General features: G+C 36.4%; 23 protein-coding genes and 1 other annotated feature. Of the genes, 3 read left to right on the forward strand and 20 right to left on the reverse strand.

Features of this window, described 5'->3' with window-relative positions; all coding sequences use genetic code 11:
- Window positions 1–52 precede the first annotated feature (52 nt).
- Together ACFO3L_RS10110 and ccpA are read right to left on the reverse strand one after the other, a co-directional pair.
- A complete protein-coding gene (locus tag ACFO3L_RS10110) occupies window positions 53–1,078 on the reverse strand; it encodes an ISL3 family transposase (RefSeq protein ID WP_379966910.1) in 1,026 nt (341 codons plus the stop codon).
- 137 nt (window positions 1,079–1,215) lie between these two features.
- A complete protein-coding gene (ccpA, locus tag ACFO3L_RS10115) occupies window positions 1,216–2,217 on the reverse strand; it encodes a catabolite control protein A (RefSeq protein WP_379966913.1) in 1,002 nt (333 codons plus the stop codon).
- A 186-nt stretch (window positions 2,218–2,403) separates the two neighbouring features.
- Here ccpA and ACFO3L_RS10120 point away from each other — a divergent pair, with 186 nt between their 5' ends.
- Together ACFO3L_RS10120 and ACFO3L_RS10125 are read left to right on the forward strand one after the other, a co-directional pair.
- A complete protein-coding gene (locus ACFO3L_RS10120) occupies window positions 2,404–3,507 on the forward strand; it encodes an aminopeptidase P family protein (RefSeq protein ID WP_379966916.1) in 1,104 nt (367 codons plus the stop codon).
- A 21-nt stretch (window positions 3,508–3,528) separates the two neighbouring features.
- Complete coding sequence (locus ACFO3L_RS10125; RefSeq protein ID WP_379966919.1) at window positions 3,529–3,726, forward strand: YwbE family protein; 198 nt, start codon at window positions 3,529–3,531, stop codon at window positions 3,724–3,726.
- 62 nt (window positions 3,727–3,788) lie between these two features.
- Here the strand turns inward: ACFO3L_RS10125 and ACFO3L_RS10130 are convergent, their stop codons facing one another.
- The 6 genes from ACFO3L_RS10130 to hprK form a co-directional block, all read right to left on the reverse strand.
- On the reverse strand, window positions 3,789–4,349 hold the full coding sequence (locus ACFO3L_RS10130) for a YtxH domain-containing protein (RefSeq protein ID WP_379966922.1): 561 nt from the start codon (window positions 4,347–4,349) through the stop codon (window positions 3,789–3,791).
- Window positions 4,342–4,803 (reverse strand): DUF948 domain-containing protein, encoded by a 462-nt coding sequence (locus tag ACFO3L_RS10135; RefSeq protein ID WP_379966925.1) that lies wholly within the window; start codon window positions 4,801–4,803, stop codon window positions 4,342–4,344. The genes ACFO3L_RS10130 and ACFO3L_RS10135 overlap by 8 nt, the downstream gene beginning before the upstream one ends.
- 91 nt (window positions 4,804–4,894) lie before the next feature.
- Window positions 4,895–5,812: a UTP--glucose-1-phosphate uridylyltransferase GalU gene (gene galU / locus ACFO3L_RS10140; protein ID WP_379966928.1), complete on the reverse strand. Its 918-nt coding sequence runs from the start codon at window positions 5,810–5,812 to the stop codon at window positions 4,895–4,897.
- A gap of 13 nt (window positions 5,813–5,825) precedes the next feature.
- Window positions 5,826–6,839, reverse strand: coding sequence for an NAD(P)H-dependent glycerol-3-phosphate dehydrogenase (locus ACFO3L_RS10145; RefSeq protein WP_379966931.1), 1,014 nt, complete (start codon window positions 6,837–6,839; stop codon window positions 5,826–5,828).
- Between the two features lie 68 nt (window positions 6,840–6,907).
- On the reverse strand, window positions 6,908–7,729 hold the full coding sequence (lgt, locus tag ACFO3L_RS10150) for a prolipoprotein diacylglyceryl transferase (RefSeq protein ID WP_379966934.1): 822 nt from the start codon (window positions 7,727–7,729) through the stop codon (window positions 6,908–6,910).
- A 14-nt stretch (window positions 7,730–7,743) separates the two neighbouring features.
- Window positions 7,744–8,679 carry an HPr(Ser) kinase/phosphatase gene (gene hprK, locus ACFO3L_RS10155; RefSeq protein ID WP_379966937.1) on the reverse strand — a complete coding sequence of 312 codons (936 nt, stop codon included), beginning with the start codon at window positions 8,677–8,679 and terminating at the stop codon, window positions 7,744–7,746.
- A 142-nt stretch (window positions 8,680–8,821) separates the two neighbouring features.
- Between hprK and ACFO3L_RS10160 the strand changes: the two genes are divergently transcribed.
- The gene (locus tag ACFO3L_RS10160) at window positions 8,822–10,522 is read left to right on the forward strand and encodes a M3 family oligoendopeptidase (RefSeq protein WP_379966940.1); all 1,701 of its coding nucleotides are present in this window, start codon (window positions 8,822–8,824) and stop codon (window positions 10,520–10,522) included.
- Window positions 10,523–10,794: 272 nt separating this feature from the next.
- Here ACFO3L_RS10160 and ACFO3L_RS10165 read toward each other — a convergent pair whose 3' ends face one another.
- The 12 genes from ACFO3L_RS10165 to ACFO3L_RS10220 form a co-directional block, all read right to left on the reverse strand.
- Entirely contained in the window at window positions 10,795–11,151 is a 357-nt protein-coding gene (locus ACFO3L_RS10165) for a phage holin family protein (RefSeq protein WP_379966943.1), read from the reverse strand.
- Window positions 11,151–11,468 carry a PspC domain-containing protein gene (locus ACFO3L_RS10170; protein ID WP_379966946.1) on the reverse strand — a complete coding sequence of 106 codons (318 nt, stop codon included), beginning with the start codon at window positions 11,466–11,468 and terminating at the stop codon, window positions 11,151–11,153. The genes ACFO3L_RS10165 and ACFO3L_RS10170 overlap by 1 nt, the downstream gene beginning before the upstream one ends.
- A 75-nt stretch (window positions 11,469–11,543) precedes the next feature.
- On the reverse strand, window positions 11,544–13,070 hold the full coding sequence (liaX, locus tag ACFO3L_RS10175; protein ID WP_379966949.1) for a daptomycin-sensing surface protein LiaX: 1,527 nt from the start codon (window positions 13,068–13,070) through the stop codon (window positions 11,544–11,546).
- Window positions 13,071–13,230: 160 nt separating this feature from the next.
- Window positions 13,231–13,908, reverse strand: a complete 678-nt coding sequence (gene phoU, locus ACFO3L_RS10180) for a phosphate signaling complex protein PhoU (RefSeq protein WP_379966952.1) — start codon at window positions 13,906–13,908, stop codon at window positions 13,231–13,233.
- 37 nt (window positions 13,909–13,945) lie between these two features.
- Entirely contained in the window at window positions 13,946–14,704 is a 759-nt protein-coding gene (gene pstB / locus ACFO3L_RS10185) for a phosphate ABC transporter ATP-binding protein PstB (RefSeq protein WP_379966955.1), read from the reverse strand.
- A 17-nt stretch (window positions 14,705–14,721) separates the two neighbouring features.
- A complete protein-coding gene (pstB, locus tag ACFO3L_RS10190; RefSeq protein ID WP_379966958.1) occupies window positions 14,722–15,525 on the reverse strand; it encodes a phosphate ABC transporter ATP-binding protein PstB in 804 nt (267 codons plus the stop codon).
- Between the two features lie 10 nt (window positions 15,526–15,535).
- Entirely contained in the window at window positions 15,536–16,420 is an 885-nt protein-coding gene (pstA, locus tag ACFO3L_RS10195) for a phosphate ABC transporter permease PstA (RefSeq protein WP_379966961.1), read from the reverse strand.
- Entirely contained in the window at window positions 16,420–17,340 is a 921-nt protein-coding gene (gene pstC, locus ACFO3L_RS10200; protein WP_379966964.1) for a phosphate ABC transporter permease subunit PstC, read from the reverse strand. Before pstC ends, pstA begins: the two co-directional genes overlap by 1 nt.
- 114 nt (window positions 17,341–17,454) lie before the next feature.
- A complete protein-coding gene (locus ACFO3L_RS10205; RefSeq protein ID WP_379966967.1) occupies window positions 17,455–18,309 on the reverse strand; it encodes a phosphate ABC transporter substrate-binding protein PstS family protein in 855 nt (284 codons plus the stop codon).
- Window positions 18,310–18,485: 176 nt separating this feature from the next.
- The gene (gene epsC / locus ACFO3L_RS10210; RefSeq protein ID WP_379966970.1) at window positions 18,486–19,031 is read right to left on the reverse strand and encodes a serine O-acetyltransferase EpsC; all 546 of its coding nucleotides are present in this window, start codon (window positions 19,029–19,031) and stop codon (window positions 18,486–18,488) included.
- A 10-nt stretch (window positions 19,032–19,041) separates the two neighbouring features.
- A complete protein-coding gene (gene cysK, locus ACFO3L_RS10215; RefSeq protein ID WP_379966973.1) occupies window positions 19,042–19,956 on the reverse strand; it encodes a cysteine synthase A in 915 nt (304 codons plus the stop codon).
- A 61-nt stretch (window positions 19,957–20,017) separates the two neighbouring features.
- Window positions 20,018–20,250, reverse strand: a binding site (T-box leader).
- A 44-nt stretch (window positions 20,251–20,294) separates the two neighbouring features.
- Window positions 20,295–21,575 (reverse strand): DUF1576 domain-containing protein, encoded by a 1,281-nt coding sequence (locus ACFO3L_RS10220; RefSeq protein WP_379966976.1) that lies wholly within the window; start codon window positions 21,573–21,575, stop codon window positions 20,295–20,297.
- Between the last annotated feature and the right edge of the window lie 3 nt (window positions 21,576–21,578).

Consider the following 21,578-nt stretch of genomic DNA (forward strand, 5'->3'; position numbering starts at 1 on the left):
GATAGGGATATTAGTGATACATATTTCAATAAAATGTGCCAAAGAATTAAAGCTATGAATTATTCAGGCTCAATAAATAATCCATAATTTCTGTTTCCGTTATCACTTTCTTAAAGAGACGATGATAATGATACGTTTGGTAATCTAAGTCATTGGATTCTTTTAGAAAGAGTTTCCAGTATCGCTTTAATTTTCGATAGTCTTTCGCTGCAGCCGGCGAAGCCGTGCGATATGTATTCATCGTTTTAATTCTTGTGACGTTGAGTGCACGATTGATTAGTTGAACGAGATGGAAACGATCAATGACAACAGACGCATTCGGGAATAATTCTTTCACTCGTTTAAAATAACCAGCATTCATATCGACGACAATCGCTTTGACCTTTAATCTTTCTTTTAAAGGGTATCTTAAAAAATGATCACGAATCGTTCTGGAGAAATTATCAATTAAAATATCAATGATTTTATGAGAGGAGGCATTTGAATAAATAAAGCTGTATTTTCCTTTTTTATTTTTAGTTGAAGTAAACTCATCGAAACAAAGGGTCTCGGGTAGTGTTTTAAATTGATTTCTTCTTTCATTGCCAGCTTGCCTCATGGTTCGAATGACTGTCGTACTAGAGATTGCGTGACGTTTAGCGATATCTTTGAAGGAAGTAGCGTCAGTGAGTTCAAAGAGCACGGATTGTTTCACCCTCCGGGCAATAAAACAATGCTTTTCAAATTCCAATGATTCCGCTAGGAAACTCGCTCCACATTGACGGCATAGGAAACGTTGTTTTCTTAAAAAAAGATAGGTAGGGTATCGAGTGTGACTAATCCACTTTATTTTCGAGAGCATAAAACCATTCTTTACAATGGAGTGCTTGGTGTTCTCCTTTTTACATTCTTTACATTCCTCTGGCTGGTAGCTAAGTTTTGCGTGATAAACTTTTGATTTTCTGCCTTTTATCACAAGTTCCTCACAAAATAAATGATCAAAAGTAATATTTTTATCTTTTAAATCAATGCTTTTTCGTATACAATCGTTATGAGACATAAGAATCATCCTTTCAAAATGTGGTGTCGATACTATCATTTTAACTGGAAAATTCTTATGTTTCTATTTTTTTCTAAAAAAATAGATGTGAACGAATTTCTTCATCCACATCAAAAATTATACAGCCAAAGAAAAAAACAACTTGGATGATTCCTCCAAGTTGTTTTTTTTTGAAATTATTTTGTTGAATTGCGTTGAACGATACCATACGGTAAAGTAATTGTTTTTTCTTCAACTTCTTCTTTATTCATTAATTTTGTTAACAAACGCATTGAAACTGCACCAATATCATACAATGGTTGAGTCACTGATGATAATTTTGGACGAGCAACTTGGGTTAATAATGAATTGTTACTTGTGATAATCTCAAAATCTTCTGGAACTTTAATACCTTTATCGATTAAACCATCTAAAATTCCGATAGCTAATTCATCATCTGTTACATATGCTGCTGTCGCGCCACTATTTAATAAACGATCAACTAGTTCATAACCATCTTTAAAGGAGTATGGCGACTCAAAAACAAGACCTTCAGTATACGTCAATTTATTTTCTGTTAATGCTTCTTTGTAGCCACCCAAGCGGTTTTGGCCATTAATGGCATCAATTAATGCTCCGCTAATGAAAGCAATTTTTTGATTGCCATTTTTAGCTAATAAATTTACCGAGTCTTTTGCAGCTGATTTATAGTCAATGTTCACACTACCAACTTGTTGGTCTGGATCAATTGAACCAGCTAAAACAACCGGTGTTTTCGAGCGAGAGAATTCTGCACGAACTTCATCAGTAATACGATGACCCATGAAAATTACACCATCAACTTGTTTTGCAAGCAAGTTGTTTAATACGTTGACTTCTTTTTGGCTATCACCATCGGAGTTTGCTAAAATAATATTATATTTATACATCGTAGCCACATCATCAATGCCTCGTGCTAGCGAAGAAAAGAACATATTACTAACATCGGGAATAATTACCCCCACTGTTGTTGTCTTTTTACTTGCTAGACCACGTGCGACAGCATTTGGTCTGTAATCTAAACGATCAATCACTTCTAACACTTTTTTGCGTGTTGCAGGTTTAACGTTTGGATTACCATTCACTACACGCGAAACTGTTGCCATAGATACATTTGCTTCACGGGCAACGTCATAAATTGTAATCGTTTGTTTATCCATCGTATTTCTCCTTTAATTTTTTCATTTTCAGAAAATTTGATTTACATTTCTTAGTTAGAATATCAAACTTTAAAGGCATTTGCAACCGTTTTATCTCTGTTTTCATGAAAATTCAATCTAGCTACTCATTTTTGTTCATGGTACTATTAATAAAGAGCTTTACCTCAAGAAAGAAGGTTACTTTTAATGAATATTGAAAAAATCAATGATTTAAAAAAGTGGATGGAAAAAGAAAATATCGAATTAGCCTATATTAGTCAGCCACAATCGATTGCCTATTTTACTGGTTACGAAAGTGATCCCCATGAGCGCGTACTCGCATTATTTATCGCCCTTGAAAAAGACCCATTCCTCTTCGCACCCGCACTAGAAGTCGAAGCAGCTGCCAAAAGTGCTTGGGCTTATGATGTTGTTGGCTATCTAGACACTGAAAATCCTTGGAAAGTCATCCATCAAGAGATCATTACTCGTTATGGAGAACCTAAAAATTTCGCCCTAGAAAAAAATGCTTTATCCTTAGACCGTTTTGAATTGTTAGCAAGTTATTTTGAACAAACGCATTTTAAGGCTGATATTACGTCAGTCATCCAAAACATGCAACTCATTAAAACAGACAGCGAGATTCAAGGACTGATTGAAGCTGGTTCTTGGGCAGATATTGCCTTTGAAATTGGTTTTTCAACAATTGGGCCAGGCGTTACCGAGCAAGAAATCGTCGCGCAAATTGAATATGAACTAAAGAAAAAAGGGGTATCAAAAATGTCCTTTGATACGATGGTTTTAACCGGTTCTCGCGCGGCTGATCCTCATGGTAATCCTGGAAATACAATCATCCAAGAAAATCAATTTGTTTTATTTGATCTAGGTGTCGTTTGGAACGGTTATTGCAGTGATGCAACACGAACAGTCGCTTACCAAACCCCTAGCGACTTTCAAAAGGAAATCTACCAAATTGTTCTTGAAGCCCAATTAACTGCTCAAGATACTGTAAAACCTGGAATAACTGCTGGGGAACTTGATGCAGTTGCTAGAAAGGTCATTGACGATGCTGGTTACGGTCCTTACTTTAACCACCGCCTTGGACACGGAATTGGCACTAGCGTCCATGAATATCCTTCAATTGTAGCTGGCAATGATTTAGTCCTCGAAGAAGGTATGTGTTTCTCAATTGAACCTGGAATTTATTTACCTAACCAAGTTGGTGTTCGAATCGAAGACTGTGTTTATGTAACAAAAAATGGTAGCCAATCGTTTACCAAAACATCAAAAGAATTGAAAATTATTGGCTAATCAGCCAGGGGGTTACTAAGCATGAACGGTACAAAACGCTCCGATATCCAAATTGGACAAAAGGTCGAAATCGTTTTAAAAAAAGATCAACGTTCTGGAACACTCACACGTGGCCACGTTAAAAGAATTTTAACCAACGCGCCCCATCATCCGCATGGCATTAAAGTCATGCTCGAAGAAAACAACCTTGTAGGACGAGTAAAAAACATTCTTAATTAATACAACAATAATAAAAGAAAGTCAGACTGTTGAATCAATGGTCTGACTTTCTTTTATTCTATTTATTCGTGTTCTGGATTAGCGGCCTCAACCACTTCTTTTAACTCTTCAATAACTTCTTCGCTAACTTCTTCAGCTTCCTCAACCGGAGCAATTACTTCATCCTCTAATGTTGTTCTTTCTACACCATCGACTGGTAATTCTTCAGAAAGATCAATCACAATATCTTCAGCCTCAGCCAAAGTTTCATCCATTTCTGATTCTTCTTTTTTAAATAGACGTGAAATTTCATCAACTTCTTGTTGTACTTCAGCAAGGACTTCCTCAGATTGTTCTTCCGATTCATCAATAAACTCATTCGCCTTGTCTTTTAGAACTTCAGCTAATTCTTCTAAACGCTTAGTGTAAGAAGCGGCTTTTTCTTTGACTACATGAGAAAATTCACTACTTTTTTCTTTTGAAGCATCGGAATAATCTGAGGCTGTATCTAGTAAATCGTCAATTTGTTTGGCTAATTTATCACGTAATTCACGACCTGATTCTGGCGCTAATAAAAGTGCCGCTACTGCTGCGGCTGTTCCACCGATTAAAGCTCCTAATAGAAATCCACCTTTTTTACTCATTTGTCATTCCTCCTTGATTTGTGTTCGTTGTTGGGGTTTTTTTATTTTTTTTCAATCGATTGATCGTTGCCTGACTGACCTTTCCTACAACACTTGCGCTTGCAACCGATCTGCCGAGTGATGAAAAACGCGTAACAGCTTGTCGACCAGAAGCATTCAAGTCTGATACACTCATACTTAAATCAGCAATGGCATCAAATAAAGGATTGATTGTCTCAACTTTTCCTGTTACATCAACCATTAACTCATTACTCTTAACAAGTAAACCTTCTACCTCGCGAACTAAAACATCGACATCTTTGGTCACAACTTCAATTGTTTGATTAACTTGTGTTAATGTCGTCTCCGCTTTTTTAACTGTTTTTCCTACCTGAAGTAATAAGCGTGATAGGAACACGACCAAGACCGCAAATGCAATCGCCGCAATGAGTGCTGCAATTTCTCCACCTGACATCAAAAAACTCCTTTCTCTTTCTATTATATTAACTAAAAGAGCCCAATAAGTAAAACAATCATAATTGTCATTCTTAATGGGCCTAAAAAAACTACGAAGGCTCTATTTCTTCACTCGCGGGAGTTGAAGTTTTTTCTGTCGCCAATTTTTGTCCTAGTTGAATAATATATTCTTTTAAGTTTTCTTGTACTTCTGGATGTTTCAAACCATATTCGATACTCGTTTTCATAAAACCAAACTTATCACCAACATCGTAACGAATGCCTTTAAATTCATGAGCAAAGACTCTTTGAGTTTTATTCAAAGTATCAATTGCATCGGTTAATTGAATTTCTCCACCCGCACCTGGTTCTTGTTGTTCTAAAACGGAAAAAATCTCAGGTGTTAATAAATAGCGTCCGATAATTGCTAAATTACTTGGTGCTTCACCTAGTTTCGGTTTTTCAACAAAGTTCTTAACATTGAATAAACCTTCTTCCACTTCTTCACCAGGATTAATAATTCCGTATTTATGCGTTTCATCTTCTGGAACTTCCATGACTGCAATGGTAGAAGCATGTGTATTTTCATAGTCGAGCATTAGTTGCTTTGTTAATGGAATTTCATCTTCCATTAAATCATCACCTAGCATCACAACAAATGGTTCATTACCGACAAAAGCTTTTGCTTGTAATACCGCATGACCTAAACCTAAGGGATGCTTTTGACGTACAAAATGCAAGTTAATATCAGTTGTTTCTTCTACTAACTTCAGTAATTCATCTTTATGTTTTTCTTTTAAATTCGTTTCAAGCTCCAAATTTGCATCAAAATGATCTTCAATTGGACGTTTTGCTTTACCTGTAACAATTAAAATATCTTCGATTCCTGATTTCAATGCTTCTTCAACAATAAATTGAATCGTTGGTTTATCTACGATCGGCAACATTTCTTTTGCCATTGCCTTCGTTGCTGGTAAAAATCGTGTCCCCAGACCAGCTGCTGGAATTACGGCTTTTCTTACTTTCATCACAAGAGTCTCCTTAACTAAATTCGTTTTCAATTCGGCCATCTCTTAACATAATATCTTTAGCCGCAATTTTAATGTCTTTGCCTTCGTATAATACACTGTGAATCGCTTCAGTAATTGGCATTTCTACGCCCAACTGTTTGGAAAGCTCTAAAGCAGCCTTAGTCGTCGAAACCCCTTCAACAATCATGCCCATGTTGTTTAGAATTTCTTCTAACTTTTTACCTTGCCCAAGTAATTGACCTGTCCGCCAGTTTCGAGAATGGACACTGGTACAAGTTACGATTAAATCACCGACACCGCTCAAACCAATAAAGGTTAATGGATTCGCACCTAAAGCAACGCCTAAACGGCTAATCTCTGCTAAGCCGCGCGTCATAATTGCCGCTTTGGCATTGTCACCGAATCCTAGACCAACCATAGCGCCTGCACCCAATGCAATAATGTTTTTTAACGCAGCTCCTAGCTCAACACCAATCACATCATCATTTGTATAAATCCGGAAATATTCATTCATAAATAATTCTTGGACATAAGTTGCAGCATCCAATTCGGGACTAGCTGCAGTGATTGTCGTAATATCATGAACTGCGACTTCCTCTGCATGACTTGGCCCGGATAAGACAATAATCTCTTTACGTTTATCTTCGGGAATTTCTTCCGCTAAAACTTCTGAAATTCGTTTATGACTTATTTGCTCCAAACCTTTTGAAGCATGAATGATATATGGTTGATTTTCAACAATCGCTGCGACTTGATGTGCAACTTCACGAATGGCTTTTGTTGGAATAACAAATAATAAAGCGTCGGCATCTTTAATCGCTTCTTCCAAAGATATTGTTGCTTTCAGCTCAGTTGGTAATATTAAATCTGGTAAATAATGATGATTCGTATGTTGTTCGTTAATCTCTTTAACTTGTGCTGGATTTTTCCCCCATAAAATAGTCTCGTGACCATTTTCAACTAAAACTTGTGCAAGAGCTGTCCCCCAAGAACCTGGTCCTAATACAGCAATTTTTTGTTTCACAGTGGAAACCTCCTCTAATTTTATTCTAGTTATCCTTTTATTCTAGCATAACTAAAATGGTCTGTCTTTTAAATAATAAATTGGTCTTTACCATAACTACGATTGTACAGTTTTAAATTTGTAACTTTTTTACGGCGCCAAATTAGAATCGCCCATGCACCAATAAATAACAGGGCTGATAATAATTGAGAGACACGTAATTCACCTAATAAGTATAAACTATCGGTACGCATGCCTTCAATAAAGAAACGACCAAAGCTATACCAAATCACATATGATAGTGCGACTTCTCCTTGTTTGAAGAAATCGGCTTTTTTTCTTAGGATAATGATTATGATAAATCCTAGGACACTCCAAAGTGATTCGTATAAAAATGTCGGTTGACGATAAATACCATCAATCTCCATGTTATTAATAATAAACTTTGGTATACATAGACTCTCTAAAAATGCGCGCGTTGTATCTGCACCAAAGGCCTCTTGGTTCATAAAATTTCCCCAACGACCAATTGCTTGAGCTAACAAAACATTAGGAGCGGCGACATCTAGAAACGTCCATGGAGAAATAAAATTTCGGCGACAGAAAAAATACAACCAGATTCCCCCGGCAATCAAACCGCCATAAATCGCAAGCCCACCTGAACGAATATTTAGAATTTGAATTGGATCAGCTAAATAAGGTTCTAAATCAAATAAAACATAATAAAGTCTGGCACCAATAAAAGCAACCGGTAAACCGACTAGCATAAAATCAGTCACATCATCTGGCTTCATATTTACACGAATACTTTCTCGCGTACTTAACCACATAGCAACGACAATCCCAAAAACAATAATTAAGGCATACCAATAAATTTCAATGCCTAATAACTCAAATGCGACACGATCCATTACTTATTCACTTCCTATACACCTGAATTTTCTTCTATTAAGCGAGTCAAACGTGACTCAAATTCTTTTGTTGCATCATAACCCATCGTTTTAGCACGGAAATTCATCGCTGCTACCTCAACAATAATCGCGACGTTTCGACCTGTTTTAACTGGAATTTTAATTTGTGGGATTTCCACATCGCCTAAAATAATTGTTTCATCGGCTGAACCTAGTCGATCATATTTTTTATCACGCGTCCAATTTTCTAAATACACAACTAATTGGACTTCCATCGAACCGCGCACGGCACTTGCCCCAAATAAATTCATAACATCAATAATTCCAATACCACGAATTTCAATCAAATGTTCCAAAATTTTGGCTGGTTCGCCAATCAATGTTAATTCATCTTGTTTATAAATATCAACGCGATCATCGGCAATCAGACGATGACCTCTTTGAATAAGTTCTAACGCAGTCTCACTCTTACCGATACCACTATCACCTTGAATTAAGACACCTAAACCATAAACGTCAACGAGTACACCATGGACATTCGTTCTTGGTGCTAATACGCCTTCTAAATAGGTTGAAAGTTCCCCCATCAAACGCGAAGTAGAAATTTTAGAACGTAAAATAGCAATTTGATGTTCATCACAGGCTTGAATCATCTCATCTGATACTTCCAACCCTCTTGAGATAATAAATGCTGGTGTTTCATCTGAACACATACGGCGAATAACCATTAAGCGTTCTTCTTTCATCATTCGTCGTGCAAAAGTGACTTCTTTACTTCCGAACAATTGTAATCGATCATGTGAATAATAATTAAAATATCCAGTTAATTCCAATCCTGGACGTGAAATATCTCCCGTCGTAATATTACGATTTAATGCCTCTTCGCCACCGGTTACGACTTCTAATCCTAGCGCTTTGACTAACTCACTAACTTTGACAAGTTCTGCCATTTATTTTGACCCCTTTTCTGAGCAATTTTAATTCATAGTATTATTTTATCATTGTCTGAAGAAAGTTACTACTATCGACAAAATTTATCTTAATTTTTTCGTTTTTTGTGCTATCATTTATAAAAAAGGAGGTTATTTTACAATGAAATTTTCAGATTACACTTATTTACGTCCAAATTATGAGACTTACAAAGTCGACTTTTTGAAAACGTTACAATTATTAACCGATGCAACAGAATTAACTGAAGCGGTGGCAGCTGTCAACCACTTAAATGAACTACGGGCAACAATCGAAACGGCCTATAACCTAGCATCGATTCGTTATTCCGTTGATACAAACGATGCTTTTTATGAAAAAGAAGATAATTTTTGGAATGAATACCAACCACTTTTCCAAGAACTTGATTTTCAATTTTATCAAAGCCTTTTAAATTCCCCTCTATTAGATGAATTAAAAGCAAGTTTTCCTTCAACACTTTTCTTATTCGCTGAAGGACGAGTCAAGACTTTTAGTCCAGAATTGATTCCTTTGTTCCAAAAAGAAAACCAACTGAGTTCTGATTATTCTAAACTTGTTGCCTCAGCACAAATTCCTTTTGAAGGTGAAGTCTATACCTTATCTCAATTAACACCTTTTGCTCAAAGTGTTAATGAATCTACGAGACGCCAAGCAACAGAAAAAATCACGGGGTTTTATGCCGATAACGAAGCAAAATTTGATGCGATTTATGATGAGATGATTAAAGTCAGAACCGAAATTGCCACAAAGCTAGGTTTTAAAAATTATGTTGAATTTGGTGACGTTTTAATGAATCGTTGGGATTACGATCGTTCAATGATTGAAACGTATCGCTCTGAAGTTTTACAAAAGATTGTCCCAGTTACACAAAAACTTTATGAACGACAAGCTCAAAGAAATGGCTTAGAAAAACTAAATTTCCACGACCTATCATTAGTCTTCCCTAATGGTAACGCAACACCAAAAGGAACATCGGATGAACTCGTTGCTAAAGCTCAAAAAATGTATCAAGAACTTTCTCCTGAAACAGGTGAATTCTTTGATTTCATGGTTGAAAAAGATTTACTTGATCTTTTAAGTAAAACAGGAAAACAAGCTGGTGGTTATTGTACATATATTCAAGACTATCAATCACCATTTATTTTTGCGAACTTCAATGGAACGTCTCATGATGTTGATGTTTTAACACATGAAGCGGGCCATGCTTTCCAAACATATGAATCACGTTGGATTAAAGAACCAGAAATTGTCTTTCCGAACTATGAATCGTGCGAAATCCATTCAATGTCAATGGAATTTATTGCTTGGCCATGGATGGAAGATTTCTTCCAGGATGAAACTAGCAAATATAAATTCAATCATTTAGCGAGCGCCTTACAGTTCTTACCATATGGTGTTTTAGTCGATCATTTCCAACAAGAAGTTTACTCAAATCCTAATTGGACACCGGCTGAACGTAAAGCTTGTTGGCGTGAATTAGAAAAACAATATTGCCCAGAACGTAATTACGATGTATTCCCTGAACTAGAAAAAGGTATTTATTGGTTCCGTCAAGGTCATATCTTCAATTCACCTTTTTACTATATTGATTACACCTTAGCGCAAGTTTGTGCTTTCCAATTTTGGAAAAGATTCAATGTCGAAAAAGATGAAACTGCTTGGCAAGATTACTTAGCTATTTGCCAAGTTGGTGGAACGAAAACATTCTTAGAAATTTTAGAGATTGCGCACTTGAAATCACCTTTTGAAGCCGGTGCTTTAGATGATACCATTGTTTTAGTTGATAATTACTTATCATCTGTAACAGAAGAACAAATTAAATAGTTAGCTAGGACAAGAGAAAAAACCGTTGGTGACATAAAATCACCAGCGGTTTTTTTATCATACAAATCACTCGCTTTATAGTTAAGCTTTTCTCGAAAAATGAAAGTCCTTTTTTCGAAAGTTTGCTTAACTCTCGCGATTGATCGATTTTTTTATAACCTCTTATCTGAAACGGTACAAAAAAATCAATCGCTCGGACTTAAGCTTTTCTCGAAAAATGAAAGTCCCATTTTTTCGAAAGTTTGCTTAACTCTCGCGATTGATCGATTTTTTTATAACCTCTTATCTAGTTGGTGTTGGTTGACGATCATATTGACGAATGAGAGAATCATTGCCATTAAGATTGCCGCACCAAAGGAAGAGAAACCAAAATTGTATTGTCCTACCAAATTCGATGTCCATTGTAGCATTAACGCATTGATAACAAAGCTAAAGAAGCCTAGTGTTAATATTGTTAATGGGAATGATAAAACCATCAATATCGGTTTTATAATAGTATTTAGCAGTGATAAAACGATACTTGCAACAAGTGCCGTCGTAAAACTTTTAACAAAAAACATCTCGGGAAAGAGGACGGTTAGTGAAATGAAAGCCAACATGTTGACTAAAACGCGTTGGAAATATGTCACTAAAAATCACTCCAGTCATCTTCATCTACACGTTCTGCTTCTTTTCTTGAAGATGATTTTGAACGATTATCATATTTATTGCTGTTGTAATAGTGATTATCGTTACCATAGCCACGACGATCATTTGATTTATCTGCTGCCGGAATCACTAGCATCATGATGACATAAAGTAAAATTGGTGAACCCATACCCATTAATGAGATAAAGACAAATAGCACACGGACAATTGTCGGATCAACATTTAAATATTCTGCTATTCCTGCTAACGTTCCTGTTATCACTATATTTGATCTTGATTTTGTTAATCTTTTTTTCATTTTTTCCACCTTCCCAGTTTTAAGCGTGCTAGACACTAAGCAATGTTTTTCATTCTTTGTTGATTGACGACGCTTTTAGACTGACTCTTCGTTATTTTTTAAGTAAATATTTCCTGTAGTTGTTGAAAGTTCCACTTGTGCCATCTTATCGGCTACGCGACGAAAATGCAATAATTGATTGGTTCTTTCTGTTTTTTCACGGACCACTTCAAAATCGGTTAAGCGGTTTTTAATACTACCTAGGTTGGATTTTACGATTCCTTCTAAACCAATAGTACCTGGTAACGCAACTTTAACATCACCATTGACCGTTGTCACTTTCACACGACGTAACGCTTCTTCTTTTAATGTTAAACGAATGTCGCCATTGACTAAATTAACGCTTAAATTTTCTAAATTCGTAGCAACTTTAACATCGCCATTGACACTTTCAATAATCGCATCTAAAATATGGCCACTCGTTACGGTAATATCGCCATTGACACAAGACATTTCAAGCATTGAAGCTTTTAACCCTTCAATTTTGATATCGCCATGAGTTGATTTGATGTAAATATCTTTTGTATCTAGTTCTTTAATCGTTACATCACCATTTAAAAGTTTAAATGTTGTATAATCGTAAGTCCGGATTGGCAAGTAGAAAATTGCATCAATTCGCACCCGTTTGTTTGGTACTTTAAAGACGATTTGCTCATCATCGACCACAATCTGACTACGCTCTTCAAAAGCAGCCAATGGTGTTTCAGCATCCATTTTACCATACAATTTAATCTCTGTTTCAATTCGAATGTCTTCTTGATCCCAGAAACGCAATTCAATATCTCCGTTAGCAACTTGAACATCGATGATTGTTGGTGCAACATCACTGAATTCAAAGTCTTTCGTGAATTTGGTTGTTGCTACGCCTGGAATTTTTAGGTTAATGTCTTTCCATTCGACGTTTTCGCCTACTGTTTGTGAAACAGACTCGATGGTTTTTTTGAAAAATTTTCCCATTTGACTCGTCACATCTGCCACTTTTCCGCCAACTTGGTTGATGGTTTCACTTGCTTGCTCTTTCCAGTCTTCAGGAATCTCAATTTTTTGGTTTAATTCTTCTTTTTTTTGAGACCATTTTGAACGACGAATGTTTCTTAATTGTCCTTCAAGCTGCGCTTTTTCTTCTTTTAAGTCAACTAAAGCTAATTCAAAATCTTTAATCTCTTCTTCAAGATTATGACGGATGTCTAATTCCTCTTCAGTTAATGAATCCAACTCTTCTTTTGTATTGATTTCCATCAAAGCTTCACGCACTTCAGCTAAAGCTTTATTCAAACCATCAATCCCAACCATAACGGTATCCAATTCTGCGGATGCCTGATTCGATTCTGTCGCAAGTCGATTTAAAATTTCTTCTAAATTTTTTTGATCTTCTGTTTGCTTACTTTCAAATAAATCTTCTTCATCTAATTCAATATTTTCAGTATCGATTTCATCGACAGAAATGGGTGTCTTTTCAATTGTCTCGTTCTTTTTGCCAATTTGTTCTAGTAAGTCTAAGGCTTCATCCGTAGAAAGCACACCTTTTTTTACTAATTCCAATATTCTTTCTCTTTCGTTCATGGAAATTGCCTCCTCAAGCAAAGTATTTTCACAAGTTTACCTTGTATCCCTATTATGCCTGTTTTATTTAGAAAAAACATAGGTCTTAAGTACCAATTTTTCAATTAAAAAACTTCTAATAACTGGACTGAAAATCCAATTTATTAGAAGTTTTATTTAATTAAAGCTCTTCTGTACGATTTGAATTTAGTTCACTTATTTTACCAGTAGCCAAGTAAACAATCCATTCACAAATATTTGTTACGTAGTCTCCAATCCGTTCTAAATATTGGGCAACGTTTAAGTATTCCGTTCCAACTACGATTAATTCCGGATTATTTTTCATCTCTCTAATCGTTTGATAGTAAATATCACGATAACATTGGTTAACTTTCGTATCCATTTCAGCAATTAGTCTTGCATCCTCTTGATCTGTTTTTACATAGGCAATCAAGACGTTATCAACCATTTTTTTGACGTAATCAGACATGTCATAAACAGCTTTTTCTAGTTCAGGAATACGTGTTTCCCCTTTCATACGGATTGTTGATTTCGCAATCGACACCGCATGATCACCCATCCGCTCTAAGTCTGAACTGGCCTTCATTACCGTAATAATGCGACGTAAATCTGTCGTTACGGGCTGTTGCAAGGCAATCATTTCAAAACTTTTTTTCTCTAAACGGATTTCAATCTGATTGACATCTTCATCTTTTTTAATCACTTCTTGAGCTAATGACTTGTCATGTTTCACATAGGCTTGAACTGAATTATGAATGGCTCTACTCACAAGCATTCCCATTTCATAAAATTGATTATGTAAATTTAGTAAATCTTCTTCAAATTGTGTTCGTAGCATCCCAATCTTCCTTTCCAGTACGGATTCTATTTTTTATTTAACCGAAACGACCAGAAATATAATCCTCGGTCTCTTTTTGGCCAGGGTTCATAAAAATCTTTTTGGTATTATCAAATTCAATTAAATCGCCATTTAAGAAAAAGGCTGTTTTATCAGAAATACGTGACGCTTGAGACATATTATGCGTCACAATAATCATTGTATACTTTTCTTTCAAGCGTAACAATGTATTTTCAATTTTTCCTGAAGAAACCGGGTCTAACGCACTGGTTGGCTCATCTAAAAGAATAATCTCAGGATCGACTGCCAGTACACGTGCAATACAAACCCGTTGTTGTTGACCACCTGATAACGATAAGGCACTTTGATGCAACTTATCTTTCACATCTTCCCAAACAGATGCTGCTTTTAAACTCTCTTCTACAACCTGATCAAGCACTTGTTTGTTCGTTTCACCTTTTAGTTTTAAACCGTAAATAACATTTTCATAAATTGAAAATGGAAACGGATTTGGTTGTTGGAATACCATACCAATTTCTTTACGTAAATCAACGGTATCCGTTTTAGGACTATAAATATCTTTTCCTTTGTACATCACACTACCTGTGATTGTAACACCTGGGATTAGATCGTTCATGCGGTTAAGCGAACGTAAGTATGTTGACTTACCACAGCCTGAAGGACCAATCATTGCCGTGATTTCCCCTTTATTAATTGAAAGGTCAATCCCTTTTAATGCTTCTTTTTTCCCATAATATAAATGCAAGTCACGAGAGGAAAGAATTGTTTCCGTCATGTTATTTTCCTTCCTTTCTAACCAAAATGTCCAGAGACGTAATCTTCCGTCGCTTGAATTTTTGGACGAGTAAAGATTTTACTTGTTTCATCGTATTCAATCGCATTACCTAAGTAAAAGAATGCAGTATAGTCACTAATACGCGCTGCTTGTTGCATATTGTGCGTTACAATGACAATTGAATAATCTTTTTTTAAGCTAACGATTGTTTCTTCAACTTTACCTGTCGAAATTGGATCAAGGGCACTAGCGGGCTCATCTAGCAGTAAAATATCTGGTTTCATTGCAATGGCGCGTGCAATACATAGACGTTGTTGCTGACCACCAGATAATGCCAAGGCACTTTTATTTAAGGAATCTTTCACTTGTTCCCAAAGCGCGGCTTGTTTTAAGCTCGTTTCAACAATTTCATCCAATTTATGTTTATCTTTTTCCCCGTGACGTTTTAAAGCAAAAGTAATATTTTCATAGATTGATTTACTAAATGGATTTGGACGTTGGAAAACCATACCAATCCGTTTACGGGCTTCAAAAACATCGACTTCTGAAGAGTTAATGTTGACCCCTTTATAAACAATTTCACCAGTAATTTTTGTATTAGCAATTTCATCATTCATGCGATTCAATGAACGTAAATAAGTTGATTTTCCACAACCTGAAGGACCAATTAAAGCCGTAACTTTATTTTTTTCAAATTGTAAATCAACACCTTTAATTGCTTCATTATCACCATACCAAACATGTAAATCATTGGTATGTAAAATAACATCTTTTTGATCCATCGTAATAATATTACGTTCATCCCAATTATATTTTTCCATTGTAATCCCCTTAAGCCGAAGTTAATTTTTTATGCAGTCTTTTCCCAATCGCACGTGCACTAAAGTTAAAGACTAATACAGCAATAATCAAGACAGCGGAAGCTCCTGCTGAAACCGCCGAACCATCTGGCATTGTTCCTTCTGTATTGATTTTCCAAATATGAACAGCTAAAGTCTCTGCTTGTCGGAATAAACCAATCGGGCTTGATACACTGAATGGATTCCAATTAGTAAAGTCTAAGGCTGGAGCACTCTGACCAGCTGTATAGATTAACGCTGCCGCTTCACCAAAGATTCTTCCAGAACTCAAAATAACTCCTGTTAAAATTCCAGGTGTTGCTTCAGGAACGATGACGCGTAAGACTGTTTCCCATCGTGATAAGCCTAAAGCTAAGCCCGCTTCACGTTGTGTAAAGTGAACGGCTTTTAACGATTCTTCGACGTTTCTGGTCAATAAAGGTAAATTAAAAAATGTTAGAGCTAACGCCCCTGATAAAATCGAGAAACCATAACCAAACTGAATAACGAAAACTAAGAAACCAAATAAACCGACAACAACTGAAGGTAAAGAACTTAATATTTCAATTGCTGTACGAATTAGATCTGTAATCCAATTTTTTTTGGCATATTCAGCCAGATAAATACCTGCACCCAAAGAAATTGGAAAACTAATCACCATTGTGACAAACAACAAGTAAAAGGAGTTGAATAACTGAATTCCTATCCCCCCACCTGTTTCATATCCTTTCGATGGTTGAGTTAAAAATTCCCAAGAAATATGCGGTAAACCCCGTACTAAGATATATAATAATAAAGAAGCTAAAATTAAAACGATAAGGCCTGCAACCGTATATAAGACACCCGTTGCAATTTTATCTGCTCTTTTTGCATTCATTAATTTAATCTTCCTTTCTTACCAATTACTCGGATAATAATATTAAACACCAGTGACATAAATAGTAAGATCAATGCCAATGACCATAAAACGTTATTTTCAACGGAGCCCATAATTGTATTACCAATACCCATTGTTAAAATAGACGTTAACGTTGACGCTGGTGTGACTAAGCTTGTCGGAATTAGTGCCGCATTACCAATAACCATTTGGATTGCCAATGCTTCTCCAAATGCACGAGCCATCCCAAAAACAACAGCTGTTAAAATTCCAGGTACGGCCGCTCGTAAAACTACTTTATAGGTTGTTTGCCAACGTGTTGCCCCTAAAGCCAGTGATGCCTCACGATAATGACGTGGCACACTCTTTAAAGCATCTACCGTCATCGTTGTAACTGTCGGTAAAATCATAATAAACAAGACAAAGGTTCCAGCTAGAATACCAAAACCTGTTCCCCCAAAGACAGCGCGCACAGCCGGTACGATTACAGATAAACCAATGAAGCCATACACTACTGAAGGAATTCCGACAAGTAATTCGATAACTGGTTGTAAGATTTTTTGTCCTTGTTTCGGTGAGATTTCAACCATAAAAACTGCTGCTCCAATCGCAAACGGCGTTGCCACAATCGCAGATAAAAATGTCACTAAGAAAGAACCGATAATCATCGGTAACGCTCCAACAAGTGGTTGCCCATTTTCGCCTACTTGGCTAGGATTCCATTTTGTTCCAAATAAAAAATCAAAAAAGTTTACTTTATCCACAAAAAATGTTGCTAAACCTTTACTCGCTACAAAATAAAAAATAGAAACCACAACGGCAACAATAATGAAAATACTCAAGAAACTAATCATTTTCCCGCGTTGCTCTAATTTCGCCTTTTTTGATTTCTGGGTTAATACCTTTTTTACATCTTCCAAGAGATTGCCTCCTCAAATCTTTCATTCTATCTTCGACTAGTCTACTTGCTGGACGTCAATTTTATTTTAACGTTCCGTAAATTTATTGTGAAGATTGTAAATTTTATGTAAAGACTACTCGATCACGTTTCCTTGCCAGTCTCTTTGTACTTGCATTTTTGAAATTGGGATGTAACCTAATTTGCCAACAACTGTATCTTGAATTGCATCAGATAAAACATACTCAATAAATTCTTTCGTTAAACCTGTTGCTTCACCTTTTGTATACATATGCTCATACGACCAAATAACCCACTCATTCGTCATTACATTTTCATCCGTTGGTGCAACACCATCAATGCTAATAGGGGTAATTTCATCCGTTACATATGAAAAAGAAACATAACTAATTGCTCCTGGAGTATCGGCAACAATTTGACGTACCATCCCACTTGAATCTTGTTCTTGGGACTGTTTCGCAGTCTGCCCATCTAAGACCCAACGCTCAAACGTGTTACGAGTGCCACTACCATTTGCTCGGTTCAATAAGACAATTTTTTGATCTTTCCCACCAACTTCTTTCCAATTGGTAATTTTACCAGTGAAAATATCCCGTAAATCTTCTAAGGCCAGATTGGTAATACCGACATTATTATTAACAATTGGCGTAATTCCAACTGTTGCAACTTTATAACTAACTAATAAATCTGCATCCACTCCATTTTTCTCTTCAGCAAAAACATCTGAATTCCCAATTTGTACAGCTCCAGCTTGAACTTGACTTAGACCTGTTCCACTTCCGCCACCTTGAACGTTAATGAAACGCCCGGGATTATTTGTTTGAAAAGATTCCGCTGCGGATTCGGCCAAAGGTTGTAAAGCAGACGAACCTACCGCCGTAATTGATTCTCCACGATCAATCCAACTTGCACAGCCTGCCAAAATAATCAGCAATCCTAGCATTGTAAATCTTGTAAAATGTTTTCTCATTTTGAAACCCCTTATTCTGAAAAATTATTTATTTTTTTCTATTTGTTTCCATAATAACATTTTCGCATTCCATTTCAAATTAGAATTAGTTAAATTCTCAAGAGTTTCATAGACGAATCCGAAAAAAATGAGTGAATAGATGACTTTTCACCCTTTCACTCATTTATCATTATTGATTAAATAACATACATATAAGAAGGCGTTGCTTTTTTTTGGACAACCTTTGCAGGAATTCCTACAGCTGTTGCATACGGCGGAACATCTCGGACAACAACCGCATTGGCACCAATTTTAGCACCACGACCAATGGTGATATTACCCAAAATTTTTGCTCCAGCTCCAATCATGACATCATCTTCAATCGTTGGATGTCTTTTTTCACCACGCGCACCACTCACCCCACCAAGCGTTACTTGATGATAGAGTGTTACATTATTACCTATCTTAGCGGTTTGACCAATCACCACACCCATCCCATGATCAATAAATAAATTTTCACCAATCGTGGCACCTGGATGAATTTCAATACCTGTAATTCTTCGTGCACGTTTTGCTAGCATTTTAGCCAGAATTTTTTTGTTATTCAAATATAAACGATGGGCCATTCGGTAATAGGCCATCGCCTTCACGCTCGGCGAGGTCAACAAAGAATCCCACAAGCTCTCTGTAGCCGGATCTTTGTCTAAAACCACTTGAGCTTGTTTTTTGAAAAACTTAAACATGATACACCTCTTATTCTTCGTCAAACAAAACCGTTGATAAATATCTTTCGCCAGTATCTGGTAAAATCGTTACAACTTTTTTACCTGCTCCTAAGCGTTTGGCAATAATTTTAGCTGCTGCAAAATTTCCACCAGCAGACATACCGACTAAAATACCAGCTTTCTTACCTAACTCACGACTAGCATCATAGGCAGTTTCTTGGTTCATTGATAAAACTTCATCAATTACCTCTGCTTTGTAAATTTCAGGTACAAAATTGGCACCTATGCCTTGAATCCCGTGTGGTCCAGGATTTCCGCCAGTTAAGACAGGGGATTTATCGGGCTGTATTGCAATAATTTGAATGGCCGGATTTTTGCTTTTTAAGAAACTTCCAATCCCACTAACCGTTCCCCCAGTTCCAACACCTGCTACAAAGGCATCCAATTCGCCATTTAAATCGTCATAAATCTCCACTGCAGTTGTTTCCACATGTGCTTGAAAATTTGCCATATTTTTAAACTGGTTAATAACAAAATAGCCTTTTTCTTTAGCTAGTTCTTGTGCTTTTTCAACCGATCCTAACATCCCTTTGCTACCTGGTGTTAAAACTAATTCGGCACCATATGCTGCAATCATTTTACGACGCTCAACACTCATTGTGTCCGGCATTACGATGACCATTTTATAACCCAAAGCCGCACCAATCATTGATAGTGAAATCCCCATATTCCCGCTTGTCGCTTCGATAATCGTATCTCCTTGTTTAATTAAACCTTTTTCTGCAGCTGTTTTAATCATGTAATATGCTGCGCGGTCTTTGACGCTGCCACCGGGATTAAAACTTTCTACTTTCACATAAATATCAGCCATGTTAGCCTCCGTGTTTTCTAACTTGACTAACGGTGTTTTTCCAATGGCTTCTATAATATTGTTGTATAACATAAAAAAATTCCCCCTTATTCTTTAATCAAAAAAAAGCCTTCTGCACCTGTATATTTACATATACAGAGGCAAAAGGCATACTTTCACGGTTCCACTCTGTTTAGGATTGCTCCCAACTCAAATTCGAGTACTGACATACTCTAGTTCGATAACGGGAACTTCCGGCTTGGTCTACTTCATTCGATCAAGCTGCTCTTTGGTGCACTTCTATTACAACTGTATAGACCTATCCCACCAACTAGGCCTTCTCTTCAATACATCAAGTAATATACTCTACCAATTCATCGCGATTGCTATTCTTTTGATTTTCATGAGTATACTAATTAAATTTTCATTTGTCAATCGAAAGCACTTTTCTTCTTTTCCTTCGGGGTGCCATTTACGGATTTCTCTAAAATAGGCGCCATTACTGCCGCAACAAAGCCGCCTGCAAAACCGTTGTTATATAGATTCATCCCAGCATGCAATTGCGCTAAGCTATTTGTCGTAAACATAATAAAAATCCCTCCGGCTAAAACCCCATACACCGGTCCGTAATAACCACTAATTGGTGCTAACGTTGTACCAAATAAGGCCGCTAAAATCGCTGCGGTGGAGCTAACATCGTGCACACTAAAATGTCCAACAATAAAAACACCGATTAAAATCGGCAGGACATTTTTAAGATGTTTCCCTACGGCTCCGAAGCCAAAAACCGTGAAAATCCCTCCTATTGACGGTCCATTTAATTCCCCACCGACAGCTAAAACGTAAGCCATACTAATCCATCCTAGTAAAGACATGTTCATTAGAACAATCCCACGATCGAAATCGGAAAAATAATCAGAGCCACCTCGCCCAGATTGTTTTAAAAGTAGGGAAAACCCCTTCATCGAAAAATCATTAAGTGACCACCCAAGGAAAAAAACAAAACCAAAAAAGAGAATTAAAAAAAGACTCATCGTTAAATTATGGCCTTTGGAGACAAGATAAACAGGTGTAACTTTCAACCCGAAACTTTGAAAAATAGCCATAAAAAAAGACGCAATCATCCCCGCTGTAAATCCAATATTGTATAAACTAAATCCTTGATGAAATTTGACAAAATGTTGCGACAAGATTGGTATAAAAAAACCAGCAACGATCCCGACTAGATTTCCTAAAACAATTCCTATGATAGTTGGCAAAGAAAAACCAAAAGAAACAACGCTAACTAACGGTCCTAAGGCTGTACCAAATAAAGCAATTGGTACCCAATCAAAAGGTGTTTTTGAAAATTTAAAAGAAAGATAGACACCAATAATAATCGAAGTGGAATTGTACAAGTTTTTTCCAAAAAACGAAAATCCAATGACTGTAAAAATAGCTGTCACAATCATACCAGTCATTGGTGCTTTACTGACTTTTACAACAAAAATGGCTTGAAAGAGCATTAAAGCGACATTCATAAATGCTGCACCGACGTTGGCAATTTCAAAATAATCGGTAATTAGGTTACTTGGATTAGTTAAAATCACTCGACTTCCTTGCCAGATTTGCATCGGTGAATTCCAAACAAAAGCCAAGGCTGCAAATAAAACAGCAACGACTAAAAATATATACAGTGTGTTTTTGTCTAACTTATTGACTGATTTGCCCATATC

Source organism: Enterococcus eurekensis, assembly GCF_042654605.1.
Taxonomy (GTDB): Bacteria; Bacillota; Bacilli; order Lactobacillales; family Enterococcaceae; genus Enterococcus_I; species Enterococcus_I eurekensis.

Coding starts and splice junctions, on each gene's coding strand:
- ACFO3L_RS10110 (WP_379966910.1), bottom strand. CDS start 1,078: ATGATAGTATCGACACCACATTTTGAAAGGATGATTCTTATGTCTCAT.
- ccpA (WP_379966913.1), bottom strand. CDS start 2,217: ATGGATAAACAAACGATTACAATTTATGACGTTGCCCGTGAAGCAAAT.
- ACFO3L_RS10120 (WP_379966916.1), top strand. CDS start 2,404: ATGAATATTGAAAAAATCAATGATTTAAAAAAGTGGATGGAAAAAGAA.
- ACFO3L_RS10125 (WP_379966919.1), top strand. CDS start 3,529: ATGAACGGTACAAAACGCTCCGATATCCAAATTGGACAAAAGGTCGAA.
- ACFO3L_RS10130 (WP_379966922.1), bottom strand. CDS start 4,349: ATGAGTAAAAAAGGTGGATTTCTATTAGGAGCTTTAATCGGTGGAACA.
- ACFO3L_RS10135 (WP_379966925.1), bottom strand. CDS start 4,803: ATGTCAGGTGGAGAAATTGCAGCACTCATTGCGGCGATTGCATTTGCG.
- galU (WP_379966928.1), bottom strand. CDS start 5,812: ATGAAAGTAAGAAAAGCCGTAATTCCAGCAGCTGGTCTGGGGACACGA.
- lgt (WP_379966934.1), bottom strand. CDS start 7,729: ATGGATCGTGTCGCATTTGAGTTATTAGGCATTGAAATTTATTGGTAT.
- hprK (WP_379966937.1), bottom strand. CDS start 8,679: ATGGCAGAACTTGTCAAAGTTAGTGAGTTAGTCAAAGCGCTAGGATTA.
- ACFO3L_RS10160 (WP_379966940.1), top strand. CDS start 8,822: ATGAAATTTTCAGATTACACTTATTTACGTCCAAATTATGAGACTTAC.
- ACFO3L_RS10170 (WP_379966946.1), bottom strand. CDS start 11,468: ATGAAAAAAAGATTAACAAAATCAAGATCAAATATAGTGATAACAGGA.
- liaX (WP_379966949.1), bottom strand. CDS start 13,070: ATGAACGAAAGAGAAAGAATATTGGAATTAGTAAAAAAAGGTGTGCTT.
- phoU (WP_379966952.1), bottom strand. CDS start 13,908: ATGCTACGAACACAATTTGAAGAAGATTTACTAAATTTACATAATCAA.
- pstB (WP_379966955.1), bottom strand. CDS start 14,704: ATGACGGAAACAATTCTTTCCTCTCGTGACTTGCATTTATATTATGGG.
- pstB (WP_379966958.1), bottom strand. CDS start 15,525: ATGGAAAAATATAATTGGGATGAACGTAATATTATTACGATGGATCAA.
- pstA (WP_379966961.1), bottom strand. CDS start 16,420: ATGAATGCAAAAAGAGCAGATAAAATTGCAACGGGTGTCTTATATACG.
- ACFO3L_RS10205 (WP_379966967.1), bottom strand. CDS start 18,309: ATGAGAAAACATTTTACAAGATTTACAATGCTAGGATTGCTGATTATT.
- epsC (WP_379966970.1), bottom strand. CDS start 19,031: ATGTTTAAGTTTTTCAAAAAACAAGCTCAAGTGGTTTTAGACAAAGAT.
- cysK (WP_379966973.1), bottom strand. CDS start 19,956: ATGTTATACAACAATATTATAGAAGCCATTGGAAAAACACCGTTAGTC.
- ACFO3L_RS10220 (WP_379966976.1), bottom strand. CDS start 21,575: ATGGGCAAATCAGTCAATAAGTTAGACAAAAACACACTGTATATATTT.